At 36.9% G+C, this 22,560-nt stretch carries 23 protein-coding genes; 18 read left to right on the forward strand and 5 right to left on the reverse strand.

The window, feature by feature from the left end; translation table 11 throughout:
* The first annotated feature begins 79 nt into the window (after positions 1-79).
* The 10 genes from IW16_RS15235 (at position 80) to IW16_RS15280 (ending at position 8,511) form a co-directional block, all read left to right on the forward strand.
* Positions 80-859 carry an alpha/beta fold hydrolase gene (locus IW16_RS15235; RefSeq protein WP_034745959.1) on the forward strand — a complete coding sequence of 260 codons (780 nt, stop codon included), beginning with the start codon at positions 80-82 and terminating at the stop codon, positions 857-859.
* Between the two features lie 116 nt (positions 860-975).
* Positions 976-1,221, forward strand: coding sequence for a microviridin/marinostatin family tricyclic proteinase inhibitor (locus IW16_RS15240; RefSeq protein ID WP_034745964.1), 246 nt, complete (start codon positions 976-978; stop codon positions 1,219-1,221).
* Between the two features lie 39 nt (positions 1,222-1,260).
* Positions 1,261-1,491, forward strand: a complete 231-nt coding sequence (locus IW16_RS15245; RefSeq protein WP_034745967.1) for a microviridin/marinostatin family tricyclic proteinase inhibitor — start codon at positions 1,261-1,263, stop codon at positions 1,489-1,491.
* A gap of 50 nt (positions 1,492-1,541) precedes the next feature.
* Complete coding sequence (locus IW16_RS15250; protein WP_034745970.1) at positions 1,542-1,778, forward strand: microviridin/marinostatin family tricyclic proteinase inhibitor; 237 nt, start codon at positions 1,542-1,544, stop codon at positions 1,776-1,778.
* Positions 1,779-1,830: 52 nt separating this feature from the next.
* On the forward strand, positions 1,831-2,058 hold the full coding sequence (locus IW16_RS15255) for a microviridin/marinostatin family tricyclic proteinase inhibitor (protein ID WP_034745973.1): 228 nt from the start codon (positions 1,831-1,833) through the stop codon (positions 2,056-2,058).
* Positions 2,059-2,141: 83 nt separating this feature from the next.
* A complete protein-coding gene (locus IW16_RS15260) occupies positions 2,142-3,098 on the forward strand; it encodes an MvdC/MvdD family ATP grasp protein (protein ID WP_034745976.1) in 957 nt (318 codons plus the stop codon).
* On the forward strand, positions 3,091-4,095 hold the full coding sequence (locus IW16_RS15265) for an MvdD family ATP-grasp ribosomal peptide maturase (RefSeq protein ID WP_034745978.1): 1,005 nt from the start codon (positions 3,091-3,093) through the stop codon (positions 4,093-4,095). Before IW16_RS15260 ends, IW16_RS15265 begins: the two co-directional genes overlap by 8 nt.
* A 424-nt stretch (positions 4,096-4,519) precedes the next feature.
* Entirely contained in the window at positions 4,520-5,533 is a 1,014-nt protein-coding gene (locus IW16_RS15270; protein ID WP_034745980.1) for an NAD-dependent epimerase/dehydratase family protein, read from the forward strand.
* Entirely contained in the window at positions 5,530-7,299 is a 1,770-nt protein-coding gene (locus IW16_RS15275) for an AMP-dependent synthetase/ligase (RefSeq protein WP_034745983.1), read from the forward strand. The genes IW16_RS15270 and IW16_RS15275 overlap by 4 nt, the downstream gene beginning before the upstream one ends.
* A 153-nt stretch (positions 7,300-7,452) precedes the next feature.
* Positions 7,453-8,511 carry a diphosphomevalonate/mevalonate 3,5-bisphosphate decarboxylase family protein gene (locus IW16_RS15280; protein ID WP_034746325.1) on the forward strand — a complete coding sequence of 353 codons (1,059 nt, stop codon included), beginning with the start codon at positions 7,453-7,455 and terminating at the stop codon, positions 8,509-8,511.
* A gap of 150 nt (positions 8,512-8,661) precedes the next feature.
* Here the strand turns inward: IW16_RS15280 and IW16_RS15285 are convergent, their stop codons facing one another.
* From IW16_RS15285 to IW16_RS15305, 5 genes are all read right to left on the reverse strand, one after another.
* On the reverse strand, positions 8,662-9,327 hold the full coding sequence (locus tag IW16_RS15285; RefSeq protein ID WP_034745986.1) for a DUF2461 domain-containing protein: 666 nt from the start codon (positions 9,325-9,327) through the stop codon (positions 8,662-8,664).
* A gap of 147 nt (positions 9,328-9,474) precedes the next feature.
* Entirely contained in the window at positions 9,475-10,704 is a 1,230-nt protein-coding gene (locus IW16_RS15290) for an ABC transporter permease (RefSeq protein ID WP_034745989.1), read from the reverse strand.
* Positions 10,705-10,728: 24 nt separating this feature from the next.
* A complete protein-coding gene (locus IW16_RS15295; protein WP_034745992.1) occupies positions 10,729-11,478 on the reverse strand; it encodes an ABC transporter ATP-binding protein in 750 nt (249 codons plus the stop codon).
* A gap of 26 nt (positions 11,479-11,504) precedes the next feature.
* Entirely contained in the window at positions 11,505-12,776 is a 1,272-nt protein-coding gene (locus IW16_RS15300) for an efflux RND transporter periplasmic adaptor subunit (RefSeq protein ID WP_034745995.1), read from the reverse strand.
* A 3-nt stretch (positions 12,777-12,779) separates the two neighbouring features.
* Positions 12,780-14,090, reverse strand: coding sequence for a TolC family protein (locus IW16_RS15305; RefSeq protein ID WP_034745998.1), 1,311 nt, complete (start codon positions 14,088-14,090; stop codon positions 12,780-12,782).
* Between the two features lie 227 nt (positions 14,091-14,317).
* Here IW16_RS15305 and IW16_RS15310 point away from each other — a divergent pair, with 227 nt between their 5' ends.
* From IW16_RS15310 to IW16_RS15345, 8 genes are all read left to right on the forward strand, one after another.
* Positions 14,318-16,048: a DEAD/DEAH box helicase gene (locus IW16_RS15310; RefSeq protein WP_034746001.1), complete on the forward strand. Its 1,731-nt coding sequence runs from the start codon at positions 14,318-14,320 to the stop codon at positions 16,046-16,048.
* 150 nt (positions 16,049-16,198) lie between these two features.
* Positions 16,199-16,837, forward strand: coding sequence for a DUF47 domain-containing protein (locus tag IW16_RS15315; protein ID WP_034746004.1), 639 nt, complete (start codon positions 16,199-16,201; stop codon positions 16,835-16,837).
* Between the two features lie 14 nt (positions 16,838-16,851).
* Positions 16,852-17,994 carry an inorganic phosphate transporter gene (locus IW16_RS15320; protein ID WP_034746007.1) on the forward strand — a complete coding sequence of 381 codons (1,143 nt, stop codon included), beginning with the start codon at positions 16,852-16,854 and terminating at the stop codon, positions 17,992-17,994.
* A 103-nt stretch (positions 17,995-18,097) separates the two neighbouring features.
* A complete protein-coding gene (locus tag IW16_RS15325; RefSeq protein WP_034746010.1) occupies positions 18,098-19,069 on the forward strand; it encodes a polyprenyl synthetase family protein in 972 nt (323 codons plus the stop codon).
* Between the two features lie 78 nt (positions 19,070-19,147).
* On the forward strand, positions 19,148-20,107 hold the full coding sequence (locus IW16_RS15330; protein WP_034746013.1) for a GSCFA domain-containing protein: 960 nt from the start codon (positions 19,148-19,150) through the stop codon (positions 20,105-20,107).
* The gene (locus IW16_RS15335) at positions 20,100-20,627 is read left to right on the forward strand and encodes a DUF4269 domain-containing protein (protein WP_034746017.1); all 528 of its coding nucleotides are present in this window, start codon (positions 20,100-20,102) and stop codon (positions 20,625-20,627) included. The genes IW16_RS15330 and IW16_RS15335 overlap by 8 nt, the downstream gene beginning before the upstream one ends.
* A 4-nt stretch (positions 20,628-20,631) precedes the next feature.
* On the forward strand, positions 20,632-21,396 hold the full coding sequence (locus IW16_RS15340; protein ID WP_034746019.1) for a TatD family hydrolase: 765 nt from the start codon (positions 20,632-20,634) through the stop codon (positions 21,394-21,396).
* Between the two features lie 9 nt (positions 21,397-21,405).
* Positions 21,406-22,560 carry a hypothetical protein gene (locus IW16_RS15345; RefSeq protein WP_131327915.1) on the forward strand — a complete coding sequence of 385 codons (1,155 nt, stop codon included), beginning with the start codon at positions 21,406-21,408 and terminating at the stop codon, positions 22,558-22,560.

Below are 22,560 nucleotides of genomic sequence, written 5' to 3' on the forward strand. Positions count from 1 at the left end.
AATTTTTCAGAAACGTATTCATAGTCTAACTTCTCACTTCTAAAACCTAAATTCTCATCTAATTTTCTAAAATTTAAAAATGGAAATCTTAAATTCAAAAATATTTGGCGAACATCTTACAGTTACGCCGCTTCTTGTATTTCATGGCCTGTTTGGAATGCTCGACAACTGGGGAAGTTTTGGAAAAGACTTAGGAGAATACCTTCCCGTACATTTGATTGACCTTAGAAACCACGGACGAAGTTTTCACTCAGACAGTATGTCACATGATGATCTGGCAGATGATATTGCCCGTTATATTGACCATTACGGTATTCAGAAAGCACATATACTGGGGCATTCTCTGGGAGGGAAAGCAGTAATGCAGTTTGCGTTGAAATATCCGGAAAGAGTAGAAAAACTGATTGTGGTAGATATTTCTCCAAAAGCTTATCCTCCGCACCATCAGGGAATTATTAAAGCTCTGGAAACTGTTGACTTTAATACAGTGGGTTCAAGAGGTGATGTGGAGACTGTCTTAAGCCAATATATTCCTGAGAAATCGACGATACAGTTTCTGGCTAAAAATTTATATTGGGATGACAACAAAAAACTCAACTGGAGATTTAATCTTAAAATATTATCTGAAAAATACAATGAGTTTGTTTCCAATGCTGTGAAATTTGGTGTTTTTGAAGGCGATTCTTTATTTATTGCCGGTGCAAAATCAAATTATATCCTTCCACAGGACGAATATGGGATCAGGCAACAGTTTCCAAAAGCAAAGATTGTTACGGTGAAAAACGCGGGACATTGGGTTCAGGCTGAAAATCCGATTGATTTTGCGAATGTAGTAAAGAGTTTTTTGAATTTGGGTTAATTAAATTCCGTTTTTTAGTTGGATAAGTTAAAATTTTCTTAAAATAGAATAATATTTCCCTACGTGTTGATATTTTTTGTACTTTAGTTTTACATAAAAACTAAATATATTAACTTATGGAAAAGAAAAACTCAAAAAAACCATTCTTTGCTTCTTTTTTAGAGAAACAAATTCAGGATCCTGAAAAAATTCAGGGCGGAGGGATTACAACGCCTACTACAGATGTTATTACCGTGCCGACAAGAGATGTAGTAACGACATCTCCTTTCCTTGACAATGCAACACTTCCTGTAAGAGATCAGATCGTAACGATGAAGTATCCTTCTGATAGTGATGAATCTGGTGAATTAGAAATTTTGTAATCTTATTACAATAAGAAATAATAATCAAATTCACTACTTATGAAAGATGAAAATTCAAAAAAGAAACCTTTTTTTGCCTCTTTCTTAGAGAAGCAAATTCAGGATCCTGAGAAAGTTCTGGGTGGAGGAACTACACCGGATACAGACGTTATCACGTCTCCTGTTGTGGATGTTATTACAGCGCCTATTCTGGATAATGCAACTTCGCCAAGTAAGGACCATTTGATCACACTCAAATATCCTTCCGATCATGATGATTCTGTAAATTAAATAAATACAGATCCAAAATTACAATCATATTTTAACCAAACTCAATAACTATGAAAAACGAAAATTCAAAAAAGAAACCTTTTTTTGCATCATTTTTAGAAAAGCAAATTCAGGATCCTGAAAAAGTTCAGGGTGGAGGAATAATCACTACTCCAGAAATTGATGTTATTACATTACCTTCTATAGACAATGTGACGAGACCTCTCCTTGATAATGCTACTAACCCAAGCAGGGATCTTCTGGTTACGATGAAGTATCCTTCAGATGGAGATGAATCTGTACTCTAATATTTCTATCAACACACAATTACAATCATATTCTAACCCAAACTAAATTATTATGAAAGACAAAAATTCAAAAAAGAAGCCTTTTTTTGCATCATTCCTTGAAAAGCAACTTAAAGATCCTGAAACAGTAAAAGGAGGGAGTAATGTAACCAATATCTTAAAAGATTCTATTACTAACCCTGCAGTTGATATAGTAACTTCTCCTAAGGATGATCTTATGGTTACTATGAAGTATCCGTCTGACGGAGATGACGATGCTCCAACTATTCCGTTAGACTAGATCAAACAATACTAATCGTATTAATACAATCATATCAAAAGGAAACTTACCATTAAGTTTCCTTTTTCAATAAAAAACGGCACATGATTCTCTGCATTACCCACTCAAAGGATTTTTACAATATCGATATCTTTTTTGAATATCTTGACTCGAAAAATATTCCATGGTTCAGATTGAATTCTGACCGTATGAACCATTTTCAGAAAATAAGTGTTACTGAAAATTCATTTGAACTGACAGACGAGTTCGGAAATACATTGCGTTCTGAAGATATCAGAGGAGTATGGCACAGAAAAGCCTGGGGTATCACTATTCCTGAAGAACTGGATGAAGATTACAAAAAAACATTTCTCACCGGATATTCAAACCTGCGGTATAACCTAATCACTGTTTTAGAAGATATTCCATGGGTCAATCCTTACGAAAATGAAAGAAAGATTGATGCAAGTAAAATGCTTCAGCTAAAATTAGCTAAAGAAAATAATTTAACCATTCCCCAAACCATTTTTTCCAACGACGAAGAAAAGATCACAACCTTTTTTCATCAGTTTTGCAATGGAAAAGCTGTTGCTAAACTACACAGTCTGACCGCAAAAAGCATGGGCGGTGAAAATCTTATTTCAACGATGATCATTGAAGAGGATACTTTGGAGAATCTTTCAGATATAGCGTATTGCCCAATGATCTTTCAACCCTATATTGACAAAGAATATGAGTTAAGAATTGTCTACATAGCCGGGGATTTTTTTACAGGAAAGATCAACAACAGCGAAAATGTAGACTGGAGACTGGCTCAGGGAGATTATTTTTGGTCTGCTTACGAACTGCCCCAAAATGTAAAAACCGGTCTTGCTTCAATGATGGAACAGATGGGACTTTATATCGGAGCCATTGACATGATCAAAGGAAAAGACGGAAAATATTATTTTCTTGAAGTAAATCCACAGGGAGAATGGGGAATGCTGCAGAAAGAACTGGGGTTTCCCATTGCAGAAAAAATCGCCGATAACCTTATAAAAAGAATCAATATCCATGAATAAAATATTAATCATTACGCATACTGCAGATAATTTTTCAATTGAAAAAGTAACAGAATATATAGAGAAAAACGGCTGTGAGGTCATTCGTTTCGACGTAGACCTGTATCCTATAGAAAATAAACTATCCACCATTTTTCAGGATGGAGAATGGGTAAGTATTCTTGAAACCAAAGATGCGCAGTACCGTCTTGAAGATATTGCTGCCGTTTGGTACAGAAGAGCCTATAATATTGGAAACGGAGTAAAAGAAGAAATGGATAAGAAATTCTATGGCGCTGCCATGGGTGAAATCCGCAATACACTTTTTGGGTTTATAGAGTCTGTAGATGCTTATGCATTAGGAAAACCAGGTGTTTACAGAAGATTGGACAGTAAGGAAGAGCAGTTAAAAATTGCGGTTAAATTAGGACTTAAGATTCCTGAAACCTGTCTGACCAACAATCCTGAAGAAGCCAGAAAATTTATTCTTAAGCACAAAAATGTAGTGGCTAAAATGCAAACTGGTTTTGCAATCTACGAAGATGGTGTGGAAAGCGTTGTTTTTACTAATGTTGTTAGTGAAGATAAGCTTGAAGAACTGGATTCGCTGGTGTATTGCCCAATGCAGTTCCAGAAAAAAATTGAAAAGAAAAAAGAACTTCGTGTTACTATTGTAGGACAGGATGTTTATGCTTTCGAAATAGATTCACAGCAGTCGGAAGATGCTAAAGTAGACTGGAGGAAAGATGGAGTCAATCTTTTGACCAAATGGGTGCGTACCGAGCTACCGGCAGAAATTGAAGGAAAACTTCTTGAGCTTTTGGATGTTTACAATGTAGATTATGGTGCTATAGATATCATTGTTTCCCCTGAAGATGAGTATTACTTCATCGAGATTAATGCAGCAGGTGAATTTTTCTGGTTAGATAATTTAACGGAGGAAAATCTTATTTCTAAGAGTATTGCAGATGTTCTTTGTGATAAAGCACCAAGAAGAAATAATATGGTCATGGCTTAAAAATACGATGACCGCTTAAATCATAAAAGTCCTTTGGTATATCTGAAGGACTTTTTTTTTGTTTACTAAAAGGACTATTACGTTTGTACCTAAAAATACCCTACACAGGAGAGGAACCGTGTTTTAGTGAATGTATATAGTTACAAACGTTTCTGTTTTCAAAGTGGTTAAGATTTAATAACTTAAGTGTTTTAAAAATATTTGCTTCTTTTTGAAAGAAATCATTTACACGTTATTCAGGCAATTTTAAGAGGATTATATCTAAAGACTGGCATAATGATAATATTGTTTAAATTAAGAGGAATTCTGCTTTAAAAATCGCAAATTTGCATAAGCAGTTTTTCATACAGTTTTTATAAGAAAATGAAGAATTGCCGGATAGAAAATATTGTTATATTTTAGTCAGCAATCAAGTAAATAATTAATGATTTTTGTAACGGGTGCAACCGGAATCCTGGGCAGGGTAATCGTTTTGGAGCTTCTTAAAAAAGGCAAAAACGTGCGTGCTTCCAAAAGACCGGGCAGCAATTTAAAAGATGTAAGGCATTCTTACAGTTTCTATACAGAGAATCCTGATGATTTTTTTAATAGGATCGAATGGATAGATGTAGATTTTGACGATCTCGAATCTCTTCAGAATGCGTTAAAAGGTGTAGATGAAGTTTATCACTGTGCCGCAAAAGTAAGTTTCCATCCTCATGATGAAAAAGAAATGTACCATACGAACGTAAAGGGTACAGAAAATTTGCTGTTTGCCTGCGAAGGTTCAGATGTGAAGAAATTTCTGCACGTAAGTACCATTGCTGTTTTGGATCTTTTCAATGAAAACGGAGAACTGGACGAAAGCTCTGAATTTAACCCTAAAGAAGAGCATTCTGCTTATGCTATATCAAAGCATCTTGCTGAAATGGAAGTTTGGAGAGCATCCGCAGAAGGATTAAATACCATCATCGTCAATCCCGGAATGATTATCGGAAGTGGAAACTGGGGACAAAGCAGTGGTGATATTTTTCCAACCTTTGAAAAGAACGGCTTTACATTTTCAGGGGGTACCAGTTATATTGATGTAAGGGATGCTGCTGAAATTTCTATTGAACTGATGGAAAAAAATGCTTTTGGTGAACGTTTCATTTTGATATCAGAAAATAAAAAATACGCTGAGCTTGGAGGACAAATCAGGTCGCAGCTAGGACTGAAAGAAGCGAAAATCCTTTCAAAATCTCAGCTAAATATCGGAAGACTGGCTAATATCCTTTTCGGCTGGCTGATTCCGAAACTGAGGATCATTACAAAGTCCAATATTGAGGCTATTTCATCACTCAACACCATTTCCAACCAAAAAATAAAAAAAGAACTTGACTATCAGTTTATTCCTGTAAAGGAAAGTGTTGATTTTCATCTAAAAAATTATATTAACGACAAAAAGCTGAATTCATGAATCTTGCAGCGGCAATTATCCTAAAAAATGTAGAAAAGCATCCGTTAAAATCAGCGATAGGTTTTAAAAAGAAAGATGAAGCGTGGAAAGAACTGAGCTGGAAAAAATTCGGCGAGATTGTTTTTAAAACAGCTAATGCACTTAAAGATGCAGGGATTCAGGAAAATGATAAAGTAGCTATTTATTCAGATAACTCATCTGAATGGATGATATTTGATCTGGCTTCAATGGCAATCGGTGCTGTAACAGTTCCTATTTACTCCACCAATAATGCAGAACAGGCTGAATATATTGTTAATGATTCTTCAGCAAAGGCCGTTCTTGTAGGAAGCCAGGAACAGTATGATGCATGTCTGGAAATTTTACATAAAGAAGAAAATCAGCTGGAAACAATTATTGTTTCTAAAAAATCCATTTGGATCAAAAAAGAGTTTAACAGTTTTTATCTCGAAGATTTCATTGCAAAATCCTCTTCTCAACCGGAGATCTGCAATAAAGAAAATGATGATACAGCTACCCTGATCTATACTTCAGGAACAACCGGGACACCCAAAGGCGTTATGCTTACTCACGGAAATTTTATCAAAGCTTTTGATTCCCACTTTGAGTTTTTTAAATTTAAAAACTTTGAAGAGGAACTTTCACTGGCCTTCCTTCCATTGACCCACGTTTTCGAAAGAAGCTGGAGTTTGCTTTGTCTCTATGGTGGTGCAAGGGTTTATTTCCTGGAAGATCCTAAAAATATTGCCAAAGCTCTGGAGGAAGTAAAACCGTCCATGATGTGTGCAGTACCAAGGTTTTTCCAGAAAGTATATGCAGGAGTCTTAGAAAAAGCAGAAGAAGGATCGTCAGTAAAGAAAAAAATATTTGACTGGGCAGTAGCAACAGGATGGCAGACAGCAGAGCTTAGAAGAAATGAAAAGCCTGTTCCCTTTGGACTCAAATTAAAAGAATCAGTGGCAGATATGCTGGTTTTCAGTAAAATCAAAGAAAAAATGGGTGGTAGACTGTGGTTCTTACCTTGTGGAGGAGCATCATTGTCGCCGGAAGTTACAAAATTCTTCGACTCGGTAGGCATTCACGTCACAGTTGGTTATGGATTGACAGAAACAACAGCTACGCTGACGCTTTTCCCCCTGACTCATTTTGAACATGGAACCAGTGGAAAACCATTACCGGGAGTAGAAATACGGATTGGTGAAAGTGACGAGATCCAGGCAAGAGGAAACGGTATAATGAAAGGTTATTACAACAGGCCGGAAGAAACCCAAAAAGTGTTCACAGAAGACGGATGGTTCAAAACAGGAGATGCCGGGAAGTTCGACGATAAAGGAAATCTGATCATTACGGACAGGATCAAAGACCTGATGAAAACATCAAACGGGAAGTATATTGCACCGCAGCAGATCGAGAACCTTCTCACCAATAATAATTTTATCCAGCAGATCATGCTGGTGGCAGAAGGAAGACAGTTTGTTTCCGCACTTATTGTTCCTAATTTTGAATTTCTGCAGGATTTTATCCGAAAAAATAACATACCATTTACCAATTGGGAAGAGGCTGTGAAAAATGAAAAAGTAATTGCTCTTTATAAAGATAAAATTAAAGAATTACAGGATCATCTGGCAGATTACGAGAAAGTGAAAAAATTCACATTGATGCCTGCAGAATTTGATATCAATACCGGTGAAATTACACCGACACTGAAAGTCAAAAGAAATGTAGTGCTAAAAAAATATGCAGATATAATAGAGAAAATGTATTAGAAATAGAGCTTGATTAACCACAAAGGATTTTTATTTAAACACTTCAGAGCTTATCAGATGAAAAAATCTTAAGGTTTTGAAAATAACAAAAGTGTTAGATTCTTTTGAGTCTTTGGGATTACATCGATGAGTTTTATTATTTTAAATCAAATTATGACAACACAGGAGTTTCTAGGAAAACAGAATTTTACCATCCATAACCAGACAGTTTCAGAAAGCTGTCCTTCCAATATTGCTTTAATTAAATATTGGGGAAAATATGATAACCAGATTCCGGCTAATCCGAGTATCAGTTTTACTCTGAATCATTGTAAGACCAATACTGCTATGGAATTTCTTGCAGACGAACCTTTCTCTGTGCAGACTTTTCTGGCAGGAAATGAAGAGGTGAAATTTGCTGAAAAAATAGAAAAATATTTTAAAAATATCGAACAGTATCTGCCTTGGATATTGAAAGGTAAATATATCATCAGAACGGAAAATACTTTTCCTCACAGTTCAGGAATTGCAAGTTCTGCATCAGGGTTTGGAGCAATCGCCAAATGTCTGATGACGTTGGACGGAGGTTTTTCAGAAAACCAGTCTGAAGAAGAATCGTTGAGGAAAGCTTCTTTTTTGGCAAGATTAGGAAGCGGAAGCGCCTGCAGAAGTTTATACAACGGGCTTGTAGTCTGGGGAACATCTGAGGAAGTAGAAGGAAGTTCAGACTTATTTGCTGTGAAATATCCGGACAATGAGATTCATGACCTATTCAAAAACTTTAACGACTGGGTTTTATTGATTCATGAAGGACAGAAAAGTGTCTCCTCAACGGTAGGACATGGTCTCATGAATACCAATCCTTATGCAGAAAGAAGATTTCAGGAAGCAAGAGAAAACTTTGTTCCGATGAAAGAAATTCTTAAAAATGGAGATATGGAACGTTTTATCAAATTGGTGGAACATGAGGCTTTGACGCTTCACGCCATGATGATGATGAGTGATCCTGCCTTTATCCTGATGAAAACCGGAACTATGGAAGTGATCAATAAGGTTTGGGATTTCAGAAAAGAGACAGGTCTTCCTTTGTTTTTTACGCTGGATGCCGGAGCAAATGTTCACCTTTTATTTCCAAATGACGGATCTGAAGAAAAGATAAAAGTTTTCATTGAAACAGAATTGCTGCAGCACACTCAAAAAAGTGGAGTAGTGAAGGATGTGATGAGGTTTTAAAACAAAATATTGCAGTGTTTTTACTGCATGTAAAAATAAATATCTGCGTCATTTGCAAAGTCTGCGAGAAGATAAATCTCCCTTAGATGTTGCAAATGACGCAGATTCTTTTTGATAGTACGGGGTAGTTAAAAAGACTTATTAGGATCTTTAAAGAAAGGGAGTATTAAGGAAATCGTTGAAAGGTTTCATCAGTTTAAAGATTTTGGTGATATTTTTTGCTGCGTTTTTATCCAGAACCTCCTCGTCTTTAAGATTGTAAACTACGATGAAGTTCTTAAGCTTTAAATATTCTCCCATCGGATCTTCTTTTTCAAATCCCTGAGGAACCTTTTTCAGTTGATCATCCTGATCCAGATTTGGAAAATACTTTTTGAAATCCTTGTTATTGATGATTTTAAGAAAATCGTCGCCATAAAGCGAAATTTCTTTCCGCACTTCTTTTAGAGCAGCAGATTCCGGCATATAAATGCCGCCTGCTATAAAAGATTTGCCGGGTTCGATATGAAGATAGTAACCTCCTTTCTGACTGCCTTTACCCATGCCTAAAGAAGCTCCGAAGTTGGTTTTATAAGGAATCTTATCCTTTGAGAATCGGGTATCCCGGTAAATTCTGAACAGTGATTTTTTACCGTCAAGCTTGCCTAATTCTTCATCAAACTCTGCCATTTCTCTGATCAGTTCGTCGAGAAAAGAAATCACATTTTCCTGTGATTCGGTATAGAGGCTTTTATTTTCGGTAAACCATTCACGATTGTTGTTTTTGGTTAATTTTTTTAAAAAATCAAATGTTTTGGGAGAAATACTGAATGACATATTTTTTTGTTTTAGCTGTGATTTGTTTAGTTGCGGGTTGTCAGTTGAGAAGTGCCGTTTACAGAGATGATAGAGAGGAAATAACTAAAGCGCAAAATTTCCCGTTATCATTTAAAACAAGCAACTGTTAACCAAAAATACGTAAAACTATTCATATCTCAGTGCCTCGATCGGATCAAGTTTTGAGGCTTTCAAAGCCGGGTAATATCCGAAAAACACACCGGTTACAGCGCAGACAATAAAAGATACGATGATGGATGATTCTGTTATAAAAGTGGGCCATGAAAGAAAAAAAGTGACCAGTTTTGAAGACAGAACTCCCAGCAGAACTCCAATAATTCCCCCGGTAATACTGATCAGCACCGCTTCAATCAGAAACTGGTACAGTATATCTTTTCCTCTTGCTCCTATGGACATTCTCAAACCAATTTCCTTTGTTCTTTCCGTGACAGAAACGTACATGATATTCATAATTCCGATTCCTCCTACAATTAAAGAAATTCCTGCAATAGCAGACAAAAGTACGGTAAGAAGCTGACTGGTGGAGCTCATCGTAGAAATAAGCTCCGCCTGAGTTCTCACGGAAAAATCATCATTGCTTCCATCCGCCGGAAGTTTATGCTGTTTCCTCAGAATTTCCGAAACCTGATCAGTCGCTTGCTGAGAGGTGTTTTCATTGGTGGATGAGGCATAGATAGTCTGGACGTAAGTAATGCCCAGAAATCTTCTCTGTACCGTATTGAATGGGGCTATAATCACATCATCCTGATCCTGTCCGAAAGCATTGGATCCCTTTGAGGCCAGAATGCCAATAACTTTCATAGGAACTTTATTGAATCTGATAACGCTTCCTACAGGGTCTTCACCATTTGGAAACAAATTGGTATATACAGTTTGCCCCAAAAGACAGACTTTATTGGAGGAGGCTACATCTTTTTTTGTAAAAAGATTACCGTCTGAGATTCCCCAATCCCTGATTTTAAAATATTCTTCATTCACACCCTGAAGTTGGGTAGGCCAGTTATTAGGCCCGTTGATCGTCTGTCCATTAGTTTGAACAGCTGCTGAAACATAAGAGACATCAGATGCCCCTTTTGAAATCGCATCGGCATCCTGGGATTTCAGGGTCTGGAGTCCTGAGGCTCCTATTCTCGCTCCTCCCGATACATTAATATTGCTCGAAGGGCGGATGGTGATCATATTGGATCCCATAGAGGAAAGCTGATCACTGATGCTTTTTTTTGAGCCTTCCCCTATGGCTGTCATGGCAATAACAGATGCTACTCCTATAATGATTCCGAGCATCGTAAGGAAGGCACGGAGTTTATTTCGTAGAAGGGCTCTCCAGGCAATGCGGAAAAGATTTGAAACATTCATTTCATTCAGTTTTTTAATATAGAACTATTGGTAGTCATCATTTACCGGAAGACCTTCCAGCGCTTCTTTGGCTGATCGGATGTTTTCATTTTGAACATCTTTAATCACCTTTCCATCTCGCAGGGTTACTGTTCTTGTGCTGAAGGCAGCGATATCCGGCTCATGGGTCACAAATACGATAGTTCTTCCCTGTTTGTGAAGGTCCTGCATCAAAGCCATGATTTCATAGGATGTTCTTGTATCAAGATTTCCTGTTGCTTCATCAGCTAATATCATAACAGGTTCATTCACGAGAGCTCTTGCAATAGCAACTCGCTGCTGTTGTCCGCCAGACATTTGGTTGGGCAGGTGATCGAGCCTGTTTTCCAATTTGACGGCTGTAAGTGCTTCCACTGAGCGTCTGTGACGTTCCTCAGTGGATACATTTGGGTTGTATAGCAGGGGAAGTTCTACATTCTCTTTAGCAGTCGTTCTGGCAAGAAGATTATAAGCCTGGAATACAAAACCTATTTTTTGATTTCTTAAAACAGCCAGCTCATCCCGATCCAGGTTTTTTACATTTACTCCATCCAGAATATAATCTCCGGCTGTAGGTTTATCCAGACATCCTAAGATATTCAGCAATGTAGATTTTCCCGAACCGCTGCTTCCCATGATGGTTACGAATTCGCCTCTGTTTACCGAAAATGTCACCCCTTTCAAAGCATGGACGATTTCTTCACCCATTTTGAATTCTCTTTTCAGATCCAGAATATCCAGAATTTTTTCTGCCATGACTTTCGGATTTTGTATTGTTAAATTTATCTTTGACCGCCACCCCCGCCACTGTTTTTGTTGTTGCCTCCACCTCTTCTTTGAGGCATAAAAGGGCTTTTAGATGCATTTCCCGATGATTTTTTAGACAGAACTTTATAGCCGGTGATGATATTGTCGGTTGTATTAAGGCCTGAAATAACCTGGATTTCGGTATCATTATCCATTCCTGTTTTTATTTTTTTGCGGGATATTGTACTGTCTTTTCCGATGATCCATACCCCTGCGTTATTATTTTTACCTGAGGTGTCTGTATTTTGTTTTTTTCCTTTTCCTTTTCCTTTCCCTTTTTTTCCATGAGCAAAGGGTGAATTAACTTTATATTTTTTAATGATCAGACTGTCCGGGCTGAAACCGGTAGCTGCGGTTGGGACTTTCATTACATTTTCAAGAACCTGAGTATAAATCGTGATATTGGCGGTCATTCCGGGTTTTAGCTTTAAACCGGAGTTATCAGCATTGATAATCGTTGTGTAGTTCACTACATTCGAGGAGACGGTAGGGTGAAGACGGACTTCAGAGACTTCGCCCTTAAAAATCTCATCAGGAAAAGCATCAACAGTGAATGTTGCTTTCTGACCTACTTTTACGTTGCCGATATCGGCTTCATCTACGGAAGCTCGAACCTGCATTTTGGTAAGGTCTTTAGCGATACTGAAAAGGGTAGGCGTACTGAAGCTTGAAGCAACAGTTTGCCCCTCGCTCACATTCCTGTTCAAAACAGTTCCGTCAATAGGTGAGTAAATATTGGTGAGTGACAGGTTTTTGTTGGCGGTAGAAAGCTGTGCATTAACAGAGCTGACCTGTGCTCTTGCTGCATTATACTGGTTGGTAGCATTATCAAAATCAGCTTTACTGATAGCCCCTACTTTATAAAGTTGGGATTGGCGGTTGAAATTGATTTCATTATAGGAAAGATTACTTTTTGCATTTTGCAGATTGGCTTTGATCTGTTCAGACTGAAACTGAAGTAGGTCAGGATCCAAAGTTGCAAGAAGCTGTCCCTTTTTCACAGTCGAATTAAAATCTACATATGTTTTTTTTATAATTCCGGATACCTGTGTTCCCACGGCAACAGTATCTACAGGCTGTACGGTTCCGGTAGCTGTAATAGAATTTGAAATTTCACCTATTTCAGGTTTTACAGTTTCAAGCTGGATTTTTACCTCTTCTGCTCTGATAAAAAAATACCAGACCGCCGCAAGTACGATAATACCTCCAACGATCCAATACAGCCATTTTTTATTTTTTGTTTTCATCGTTTACTTTAGATTTATAGGGTTTCCGGCATAGAAATCATAGATCTGTTTATTGAGAACTGACGTATATTTTGCCTGCAGATAATTCTGTACGGACTGGATATAGAGAAGGCGCTGCTGCTGAAGCTGGACATAATCTATACTTCCTATTTTCATCTGAGCATTGACAATATCATAGCTCTGCTGGTTGATATCCATTTGTTTTAAAGCAGAATCATATTGTGAAATGGCATTTTGGAGATTGATATAAGATTGCTCTACCTGTTGGTTAAGTACTGTTTTTGTATTCTGTAAATCAAGGTTGGCTTGTTCAATAGCTATTTTGGATTTTTCAATTTCAGTTTTATAGATGCGGTTATTATAAATCGGAATCCCGAGGCTTAATCCAACCGGCATGTAAAAATTATTTCCCAACTGGTTAAAATAAGTGCCGTTTCCGTTGGAGTAATTGGTTGAAATATTTCCCGTTAAATTAAGGGTTGGCTGTATGGAAGCCTGAGCCATTTTCAGATTGGTATTTGAATTTTCAATATTTAGTTCCCCGTATTTTACTTCCGGGCGCTGATTTTGAGCTTGATTTTGAGCATCTGAAAGGGGATTTAAATGATCTTCAACAGTCACTGTGTCGGGTTTCATAATTTGGAATTCATAGGAAGAGGGAAGCTGCAGTAACTGTTTGAGATTAACGGTGCCGGAACGCAGATTGTTTTGTGCGGCAGTAAGATTGTATTCATCCTGAGCTACCTGTGCCTGAATTTGCAGATAATTGAGTTTCGAGATATTCCCGGCTTTATAAAACTGATCTCCCTGTTTAAGCTGAGTTTGTGTTGTTTTTAAAATGTTTTCAAGAGAAATTATATTTTCCTGTACCATCAGAATATTCAAAAAAGCCTGAGCAATGCTTAAAGTAATATTATTTTCGGCTTCCTGTACCGAAAGATCAGCCATCTGAACCTGCAGGTTTTTTGAAAACTCATTATTTCGGATATACCCTGCATGATAGAGAGTCATTGATGAATTGGCGCCAACGCTCTGGGACTGCACACCGTTTAGGTTTAATCCATTATTTCCGTTTAAAGCAAAAAGTCCTTGTGAAACTGTTCCGTTCAGATTTGGATATTTAGCATCTTTAGCCTGTAAAAGATCCTGCTCAGATGCACTTTTTGAGAGTCTTAGGGAATTGATTGAAATATTATTTTCTTTCGCGTAATTAATGCAGTTTTCCAGTGTCCATGCGGTAGGATATTGAGAAACCTGTGCAAATATTTCAAGGGTAATAGACAGGAATATCAAAAAGAAAAATTTGCGTTTCATGGTGCTATTTTTGAAAATTCATAAATAATACAGAAAAAATCAATCCAATTTAATAAAAAAAAATAATGTTTAACATGTTTTTAACGTAAGGGTTGTTTTTTTGGATTTAATTTTTTAAAAATTAAAAATATATTAAAGGATTCTGAATTAAACTTTACATATTTAAAACTTTATTCAAAAACAAATCAAATATTTGTTGTATCTTTGCAAAAATTTTAAAATATTTAATGAATTTATTTACGGAGTCCAATTTAAGTCCTGATATCCTTAAGGCAGTTGGCGAACTGGGTTACGAAAGCCCGACAGAAATCCAAAAACAGACTATCCCTTTCATTCTTTCAGATATTCGCGATTTGATCGCACTTGCGCAGACAGGGACAGGCAAAACAGCAGCGTTTTCGCTTCCGATTTTGGATATGATTGACGAAACGAGTCGCAAAATCCAATTTTTGGTGCTTTGTCCGACACGGGAATTATGTCTTCAGATTTCTAAAGACATAAAAAATTATTCCAAGTACATGAAAGACATCAAAACCACAGCGGTTTACGGTGGAAGCAGTATCATGGATCAGATTCGTTCTTTGAAGGACAAGCCACAAATTATCGTGGGTACTCCGGGAAGAGTAATCGACCTTATCAACAGAAAAGCACTTGATTTTTCTGCTATTCATTGGTTAGTTTTAGACGAAGCTGATGAAATGCTTTCAATGGGTTTCAAAGATGAGTTGGAAACAATTCTGAGAGAAACACCAGACACAAAGCAGACTTTCTTATTCTCGGCTACGATGAATAAAGAAGTGGAGAGAATTTCTAAAAACTATCTTACTAATCCACACCGTATTTCTGTAGGTTCTATTAACGAGGTTAAAAAGAACATTAAGCATGAATACTATGTGGTAGGTTACCGTCAGAAAAAAGAAGCTCTTAAGAGATTGATTGATGCCAACCCGAACCAGTATTCTATTCTTTTCTGTAGAACAAGAATGGAAACTCAGGAAGTTGCAGATTTCTTAATGCAGAATGGTTATGCGGCAGATGCTCTTCATGGAGATCTTTCTCAGGCGCAAAGAGATACAGTTATGAAGAAATTCAGACTGAAAAACATTGATATCCTTGTAGCGACTGACGTTGCAGCAAGAGGTCTGGATGTGAACTCTCTTACGCATGTTATCCATTATTCTTTACCTGATGATCCGGAAGTATTCGTTCACAGAAGTGGAAGAACCGGTAGAGCAGGAAAAGATGGTATTTCAATTTCTTTAATTAAACCTGAAGAAAGCAGAAAACTGAAGCAAATAAAATCTACAACGAAAATCGATATTGTAGAAAAATTCATTCCAACTGGCGAAGATATTATCAAAGCTCAGGTGGGAGGTGTTTTTGAAAAGTTATTTACAGAACATGAAGAAGATATCTTTGAATTCAATGATAGCTTAATTCCTGATCTAAGTGCATTTACAAAAGAAGAACTGGTGCACAAGTTATTGCAGTTCCAGTTAAAAGACCTTGCTTTGTACTACAAAGATAAGCATGATCTTGTTGATCAGAAGTTCAGCAGCAGAGATGATGATTATTCAAGAAGAGACAGAGATAGAGGAAGAGACCGTGACAGAGGAAGAGATCGTGATCGTGGAGACCGTGACGTAAGAGGAAGCAGAGACAGAGATGGTGGAAGAGAACGTGGCGGAAAACCTAGAAGAAAGAATGAAAACATGGTAAGATTCTTCTTTAACTTAGGGAAAAAAGATCAACTGAAAAAACTTGATGTTTTGGATATTATCAACAAAGCAACTTCACCAGCTGGAGGAAGCAAAAAAAGAGCAGAAATTGGTGATATTGAAATTTTAGAGAAATTCTCTTTCTTTGAAATTGAAAAATCATTTAAGGGAGAGCTTTTGAATAATATTGCATCAATGAAATTCAAAGGAAAAGATATGAGAGCTGAAGAAGCGAATTAATACTCATTCTAAACTATATAAACCGGCTGAAAAGCCGGTTTTTTTGTTTGATAATCAGGCGTTAATCGTATGTTAACAAAACTTAATGTCATATAGTTTCAGGGCAAATCCTTTTTTAGGAAATTTGCACCAAATTATAAATACATAAAAATGGGAATTGGTAATATTTTCCACGCTTTTCAACCGAAAGATAAAATCTTCTTTGTGCTTTTCGAAAAAGTAACTGAGAATTTAGTTGCAATGTCTGAAGACTTTAACAACGGTATCAAAGATTTCGATCTTAACGATGATACCATGTTGAAAAGAATGAGCGACTATGAACACAAAAATGATGAGCTTACACATGAGATTTTCATTGAACTAGGAAAAAACTTCATTACGCCGTTCGACCGTGAAGACATTCATACCCTGGCAACCGGTCTTGATGATATCGCTGATTATATCTACGCTTCAACAAAATATATCTTCTTATATAAATCGCCTGAGATGAAGGCGTATTCAGATTTCTCATTATTGATCCACAAAGCATGTCTTGAAATCCAGAATGCAATGAAAAACCTTAAAGGGTTTAAGAATATGGATCAGGTAAAAGAGGCGTGTATCAAAGTAAACTCTATTGAAAATATCGCAGATGATCTGCTTTCTAATTCAATGGTAGATTTATTTGAAACCAATGATGCGATTAACATTATCAAAATTTCATCTGTACTTAATTATCTTGAAATAGTAACCGACAAAGCAGAAGATGTTGCCAATACTATTGAGAACATCATGATTAAATACGCCTAAACAAAATAACAAAAATGGAATTTCCGATTTTACTAATAGTTATTATTGCTCTGGCTTTAATTTTCGATTATATCAATGGTTTTCATGATGCAGCCAATTCAATTGCAACGATCGTTTCTACAAAAGTTTTAACTCCATTCCAGGCTGTACTTTGGGCAGCTCTCTGGAATTTTGCAGCCTTCTTTATTGCCGCTTATATTATTGGAGAATTTAAAATTGGTAATACGATTGCCAAAACCGTTAATGAAAACTTTATTACATTAGAAGTAATATTTTCAGGTCTTATCGCTGCGATAGCCTGGAACCTTTTAACATGGTGGTTTGGGATTCCCTCATCATCATCACACACTTTGATTGGTGGATTTTTAGGAGCAGCTCTGATGCATGCTTTTATGATGGATTATCACGAGGTTGTGGCTACTCAGCCTAATTTGGGAACATGGGAAACTTTCAAAGCAGCCTGTTATCAGGTTACCCAACAGAGTGTTGTTAAATTTGATAAAGTGATTCCTATTTTCCTGTTCATTTTTATGGCTCCGATTATTGGGATGATTATTTCAATCATTATCACTCTTATTATTGTTCATCTTTATAAAAGATCAAACCCGTATAAAGCAGATAAATCATTTAAGAGACTGCAGTTGGCTTCATCAGCTTTATTCAGCTTAGGTCATGGTTTGAATGATGCACAGAAAGTAATGGGTATTATAGGAGCAGCAATGATCTATTATCACGTCAACATGCTTCAGGATCCTGTTTATCTTAACATTGCATCTGCGGCCCGTTTCGATTATTTTGCACAGCATTACATTTGGGTTCCTTTGGTTTCTTTTATTGCCATTGCATTGGGAACTATGAGTGGTGGTTGGAAGATCATTAAGACAATGGGAACTAAAATTACAAAAGTGACTTCATTAGAAGGTGTAAGTGCTGAAACGGCAGGAGCAATCACTTTGTTTATTACAGACCACTTTGGTATTCCTGTATCTACTACACATACGATCACCGGTTCTATTATCGGGGTGGGATTAACGAAAAGAATTTCTGCCGTAAGATGGGGAATTACAGTAAGTCTTCTTTGGGCTTGGGTATTAACGATTCCTATTTCAGCAATTGTTGCAGGGATTACTTATCTGATCGTAACGTTTCTGACTTAATTTTAAAGTTGAAATATATTATATAAACTTTGTCCTTCGGGGCAAAGTTTTTTGTTTTATAAAGCCCCGAAAAATTGTATTTTTGTTCAAATTATAAGATTTTATGGAATTTTTAGACAGATACCAGCAGATCGTTGCTGAAGCGATCACGAAGTACACCTTTAAAGATAAGCCTGCGGAACTCTATGATCCGATGAACTACATCATTTCCCACGGCGGAAAGCGTCTTCGTCCCATTATGGTACTGATGGCCTGTGACCTGTTCGGAGGAGATCTTAAACAGGCTATAAAACCGGCACTGGCAATTGAATTTTTCCATAATTTCACACTGATCCATGATGATATTATGGATGAGGCTCCTTTGAGAAGAAATAAACCTACCATTCATACACTTCACGGGATCAACGTTGGAATCCTTTCCGGAGATGGACTGATGCTGAAGGCCTATAAATTTTTTGAAGATCTTGAACCTGAGATTTTCAAAGCATGTATCAGAATCTTTACCCATACAGGACTTCTTCTGTGTGAAGGCCAGCAGTATGACATCAATTTTGAAACTCAGGAAGATGTCACTTATGATGATTATATCAGAATGATCACTTATAAGACAGGAGTTCTGAGTGCTTCATCTTTTGAAATAGGAGCACTTATTGCAAGAGCTAATTTTAAAGATGCGAAAGCTATTTTCAATTTTGGAAAACACATTGGTATCGCATTCCAGATCATGGATGATTATCTGGACGTATTCGGAGATCAGGCTCAGTTTGGTAAAAAACATGCGGGAGATATTTATGAAAACAAGAAAACCATTCTTTATCTTTTAGCGAGAGAGCATGCTACAGAAGAAGAAAGAAAAGAACTGGATCACTGGTATGGTAAAAAGACCGATAATATTGATAAAGTATATGGGGTTGAAAAGATCTTCAGAAGAACCAAAGTAGATGAAAAAGCATTGCGTCTGATCCAGAAACACAACGAAATAGGGCAGAGTTACCTGGAAAAGATCAATATTCCCGAAGACAAGAAAAAACCTTTCATTGAGCTGGCCAATTACCTGCTGAGAAGAGAGAGCTAATAATACTTAGGTTAGAGACAGTAGGTCTTAGAGATGTACTGTCTGATACCATATATCTGCTGCCTGCTGGCTAAAAAGATGAAATTCAGAACTGAAGTAGACATTCCGAAGTCGGAGAAAAAGATTGATGTTGAAGATAAAATATTTTCAATAGGTTCCTGTTTTGCTTCGGAAATGACAGATTTGCTGGGACAGGGACAGCTTCAGACAGTGAATAATCCTTTTGGGACTATTTTTAATCCCTTTTCAATCAGTAATGCGGTCAAAAGACTTCATGATTCAGAATTTTATGTAGAGGATGAGCTCATTACTTTTAATGATGAATTTATATCACTGGATCATCACAGCAGTTTTGACAGAAGATACATCCACCAAACGCTCGACCTTATCAATACGGGAATAGAAGTCGGAAACAGATTTCTTCAGGATGCGGGATGGGTAATTATTACCTACGGAACCTCATTTATTTATGAATTTGTTCCTAAACAAAAACTGGCAGCCAACTGCCATAAAATTCCACAGAAGTTTTTTGAAAAAAGACTGCTTTCCCATCAGGAACTTACAGATTCTATTTACAATACGGTTTTAAATCTGAAAGATATCTGCAGGGATGATGTACAGATCCTGTTCACGGTTTCACCCGTTCGCCATACTAAAGATGGGATGATCGAAAATCAGTTGAGCAAATCCAAACTCATCACAGCAGTTCATGAAGCCATTGTACAGCTGGAAAACTGCCATTATCTTCCAGTTTATGAAATACTGATGGATGATCTGCGTGACTACCGTTTTTATAAAGAAGACTTGATTCATCCTACTTCACAGGCTGTCAGTTATATCTTTGAAAAATTTGGTGAAGCCTATTTTTCAGAAAACACAAAAAGTTTTATCAAGGAAAACTTTAAGATCAACAAAGCCCTTGAACACAGAACAGACGACGACAAAGATCCAAAATATATTGAATTCAGAGAAAAACTTACTGCAAGGATTGAAGCTCAGAGAGAGAAAGTAAGACATAAAATATTTTTAAATGATTGATTTTACGAATCTCGAATATCTGAAATCCGGAAATGAAAGACAGAAAAGAGCGTATGACGTTCTTAAAAAATATAAAGTATTTGAAAAATTAAAGTCCTATTCTCCAGTTTTAGCCGGAACGATTCCTATTGAAATTGATATTGAAAGCAGCGATCTGGATATCATTTGTGAGGTAAATCTTGACTTTGAAGAAGATTTTTTAGACGATATTGCTGTGAGCAGACTGATTCCGGAAGATGTCGATGTAAAAATTGAAAATGTAATGGTACGTGGAGAGAAAAGCATTGTTCTGAACTTTATGCTGGAAGAATTCCCAATTGAGATTTTCGGACAGAATAAAGCGTCATTTGAACAGAATGCTTACCGCCATATGATTGCTGAATACAGAATACTGGAAGAGAAAGGAGAAGAATTTAAACATACAATAATAGAACTGAAGAAACAGGGAATAAAGACAGAACCGGCTTTCGGTTTGTTGATGAAGCTTGAAAACCCTTATGAAGATCTATTGAAATTTTAATACAATGATTGATACACATACCCATTTATACGCAGAAGAATTTGATGCAGACAGAAAAGAAGCCATTCAGAGGGCCTTAGATAAGGGAATCACGAAGTTTTATCTTCCTGCTATAGACTCAGGATCTCACGGAAAGATGCTTCAGCTGGAAACAGAATACCCCGGACAGATCATCTCAATGATGGGGCTTCACCCATGTTATGTAAAACCTGAATCCTGGGAAAAAGAACTCGAAACCGTTAAAAATTATCTGGATCAGAGGGCTTTTCCTGCAATAGGAGAGATTGGAATCGATCTTTACTGGGATAAAACAACGCTGGATATCCAGGTGAAAGCTTTTGAACAGCAGATTGACTGGGCTATAGAAAAAGATCTTCCAATTGTTATCCATACAAGAGAAAGTTTTGATGAAACATTTGCCGTTTTGGAAAGAAAAAGACATCCGAAACTTCGCGGTATTTTCCACTGTTTTTCAGGAGATCTTGATCAGGCTAAACATGCCGTTGATCTCAATTTCATATTGGGAATAGGAGGGGTGGTAACCTTTAAAAACGGAAAGATTGATCAGTTCCTGAATGAAATTCCTCTGGATAAGATTGTTCTGGAAACAGATTCTCCATATCTGGCCCCGGTACCCCACAGAGGAAAAAGAAATGAAAGTTCATATCTGGATCTGGTAGCCGGAAAACTGGTCAATATTTATGGGAAAGACTTTTCAGAAATAGACAGGATCACTACAGAAAATGCAGAACGGGTTTTCGGGAACTAACAACTGCAGATGAATAAAATTTTAACCCATATAAGAGAAGGCCGGACAAATAGTTTAATGTTATTTGCAGTCTATTTTGTGATTAATTTTTTATTCCTAACGAAATATGGTATCCGACAGTCAGCGGTTCCTGTCAGTATTCTGGTAGTTGCATTTGCCGCATTGCATTTTTCAATATTTTTTCTGAGAAAGAATCAATGGGTGAAAAGAATACTGAGTATAAAACTTGTTTATCTTCTGACAGGCAGTTTCACTGTTCTCTATATCATACTTTGCCATATCCTGAAAGATCCTTATCAAATGAATATAGACCGGTGGCAAACCATGAATTTTTCCGTAGAGTATTGGATCCACGGAAAATATATTTATGATGCGCGTAATTTTATGGGGAATTTATCCTCCTATCTTCCGGGGCAGCTTTTACTGGCTCTTCCGGCGTATCTTTTAGGAAATGTAGGCTATCTTCAGGTTGCAGCGTTTTTACTGTTTTCCTATGTCATTGTGCTTGAATTTAAAAGTAATCTGATCCGGTTCACAGCAATATTCCTGCTTGGGATATCTCTGGCTTACATTTATGAAGCTGTCTGCAAGAGTGATTTTATATCTTCTTTTATATTTGCAGCTGCGTTTATTCTTTTTTGGCACAGCAGGTTTAAAGAGAATTATTTTCAAAAACCGGTATTGTTAGGTATTTGTCTAGGTATCTTATGTCTTACCAGAAGTGTAGCGGTTATTCCATTGATCATTTTTTTACTGAAACCTTTTTGGGTTACCAAAACCACGAATAAAATAAAAGTTGCCTCAGCCTTTCTGTTGACCGTAGGTGTGCTGCTGTTCACTGTTTTTTTTCCTGCCAAAAATCTCGGTTATATTGTACAGTACAATCCGCTGACTCTTCAGGGACAAAGCAATAAACTGGTCATGTTGATTTTTCTGGCGGCATCCATATTTTCATCATTTTATGTCAGAAAGATAAGTGATGTGTTTTATTTTTCGGCGTATCTTGTTTTTTTTACGATGCTAAGTTTCGTAGTGGAGAAATATCTTCTTTTCGGATTTGGTTTTCAGAATAACCTCTTTTCAACAACCTACTTGGCAGCATGTCTGCCGTTCAGTATCATTGCTTACTGTTTTTCTGTTCAGAGAGAAGTAGAAGGAATTTAA

The organism is Chryseobacterium vrystaatense, assembly GCF_000737765.1.
Lineage (GTDB): Bacteria > Bacteroidota > Bacteroidia > Flavobacteriales > Weeksellaceae > Chryseobacterium > Chryseobacterium vrystaatense.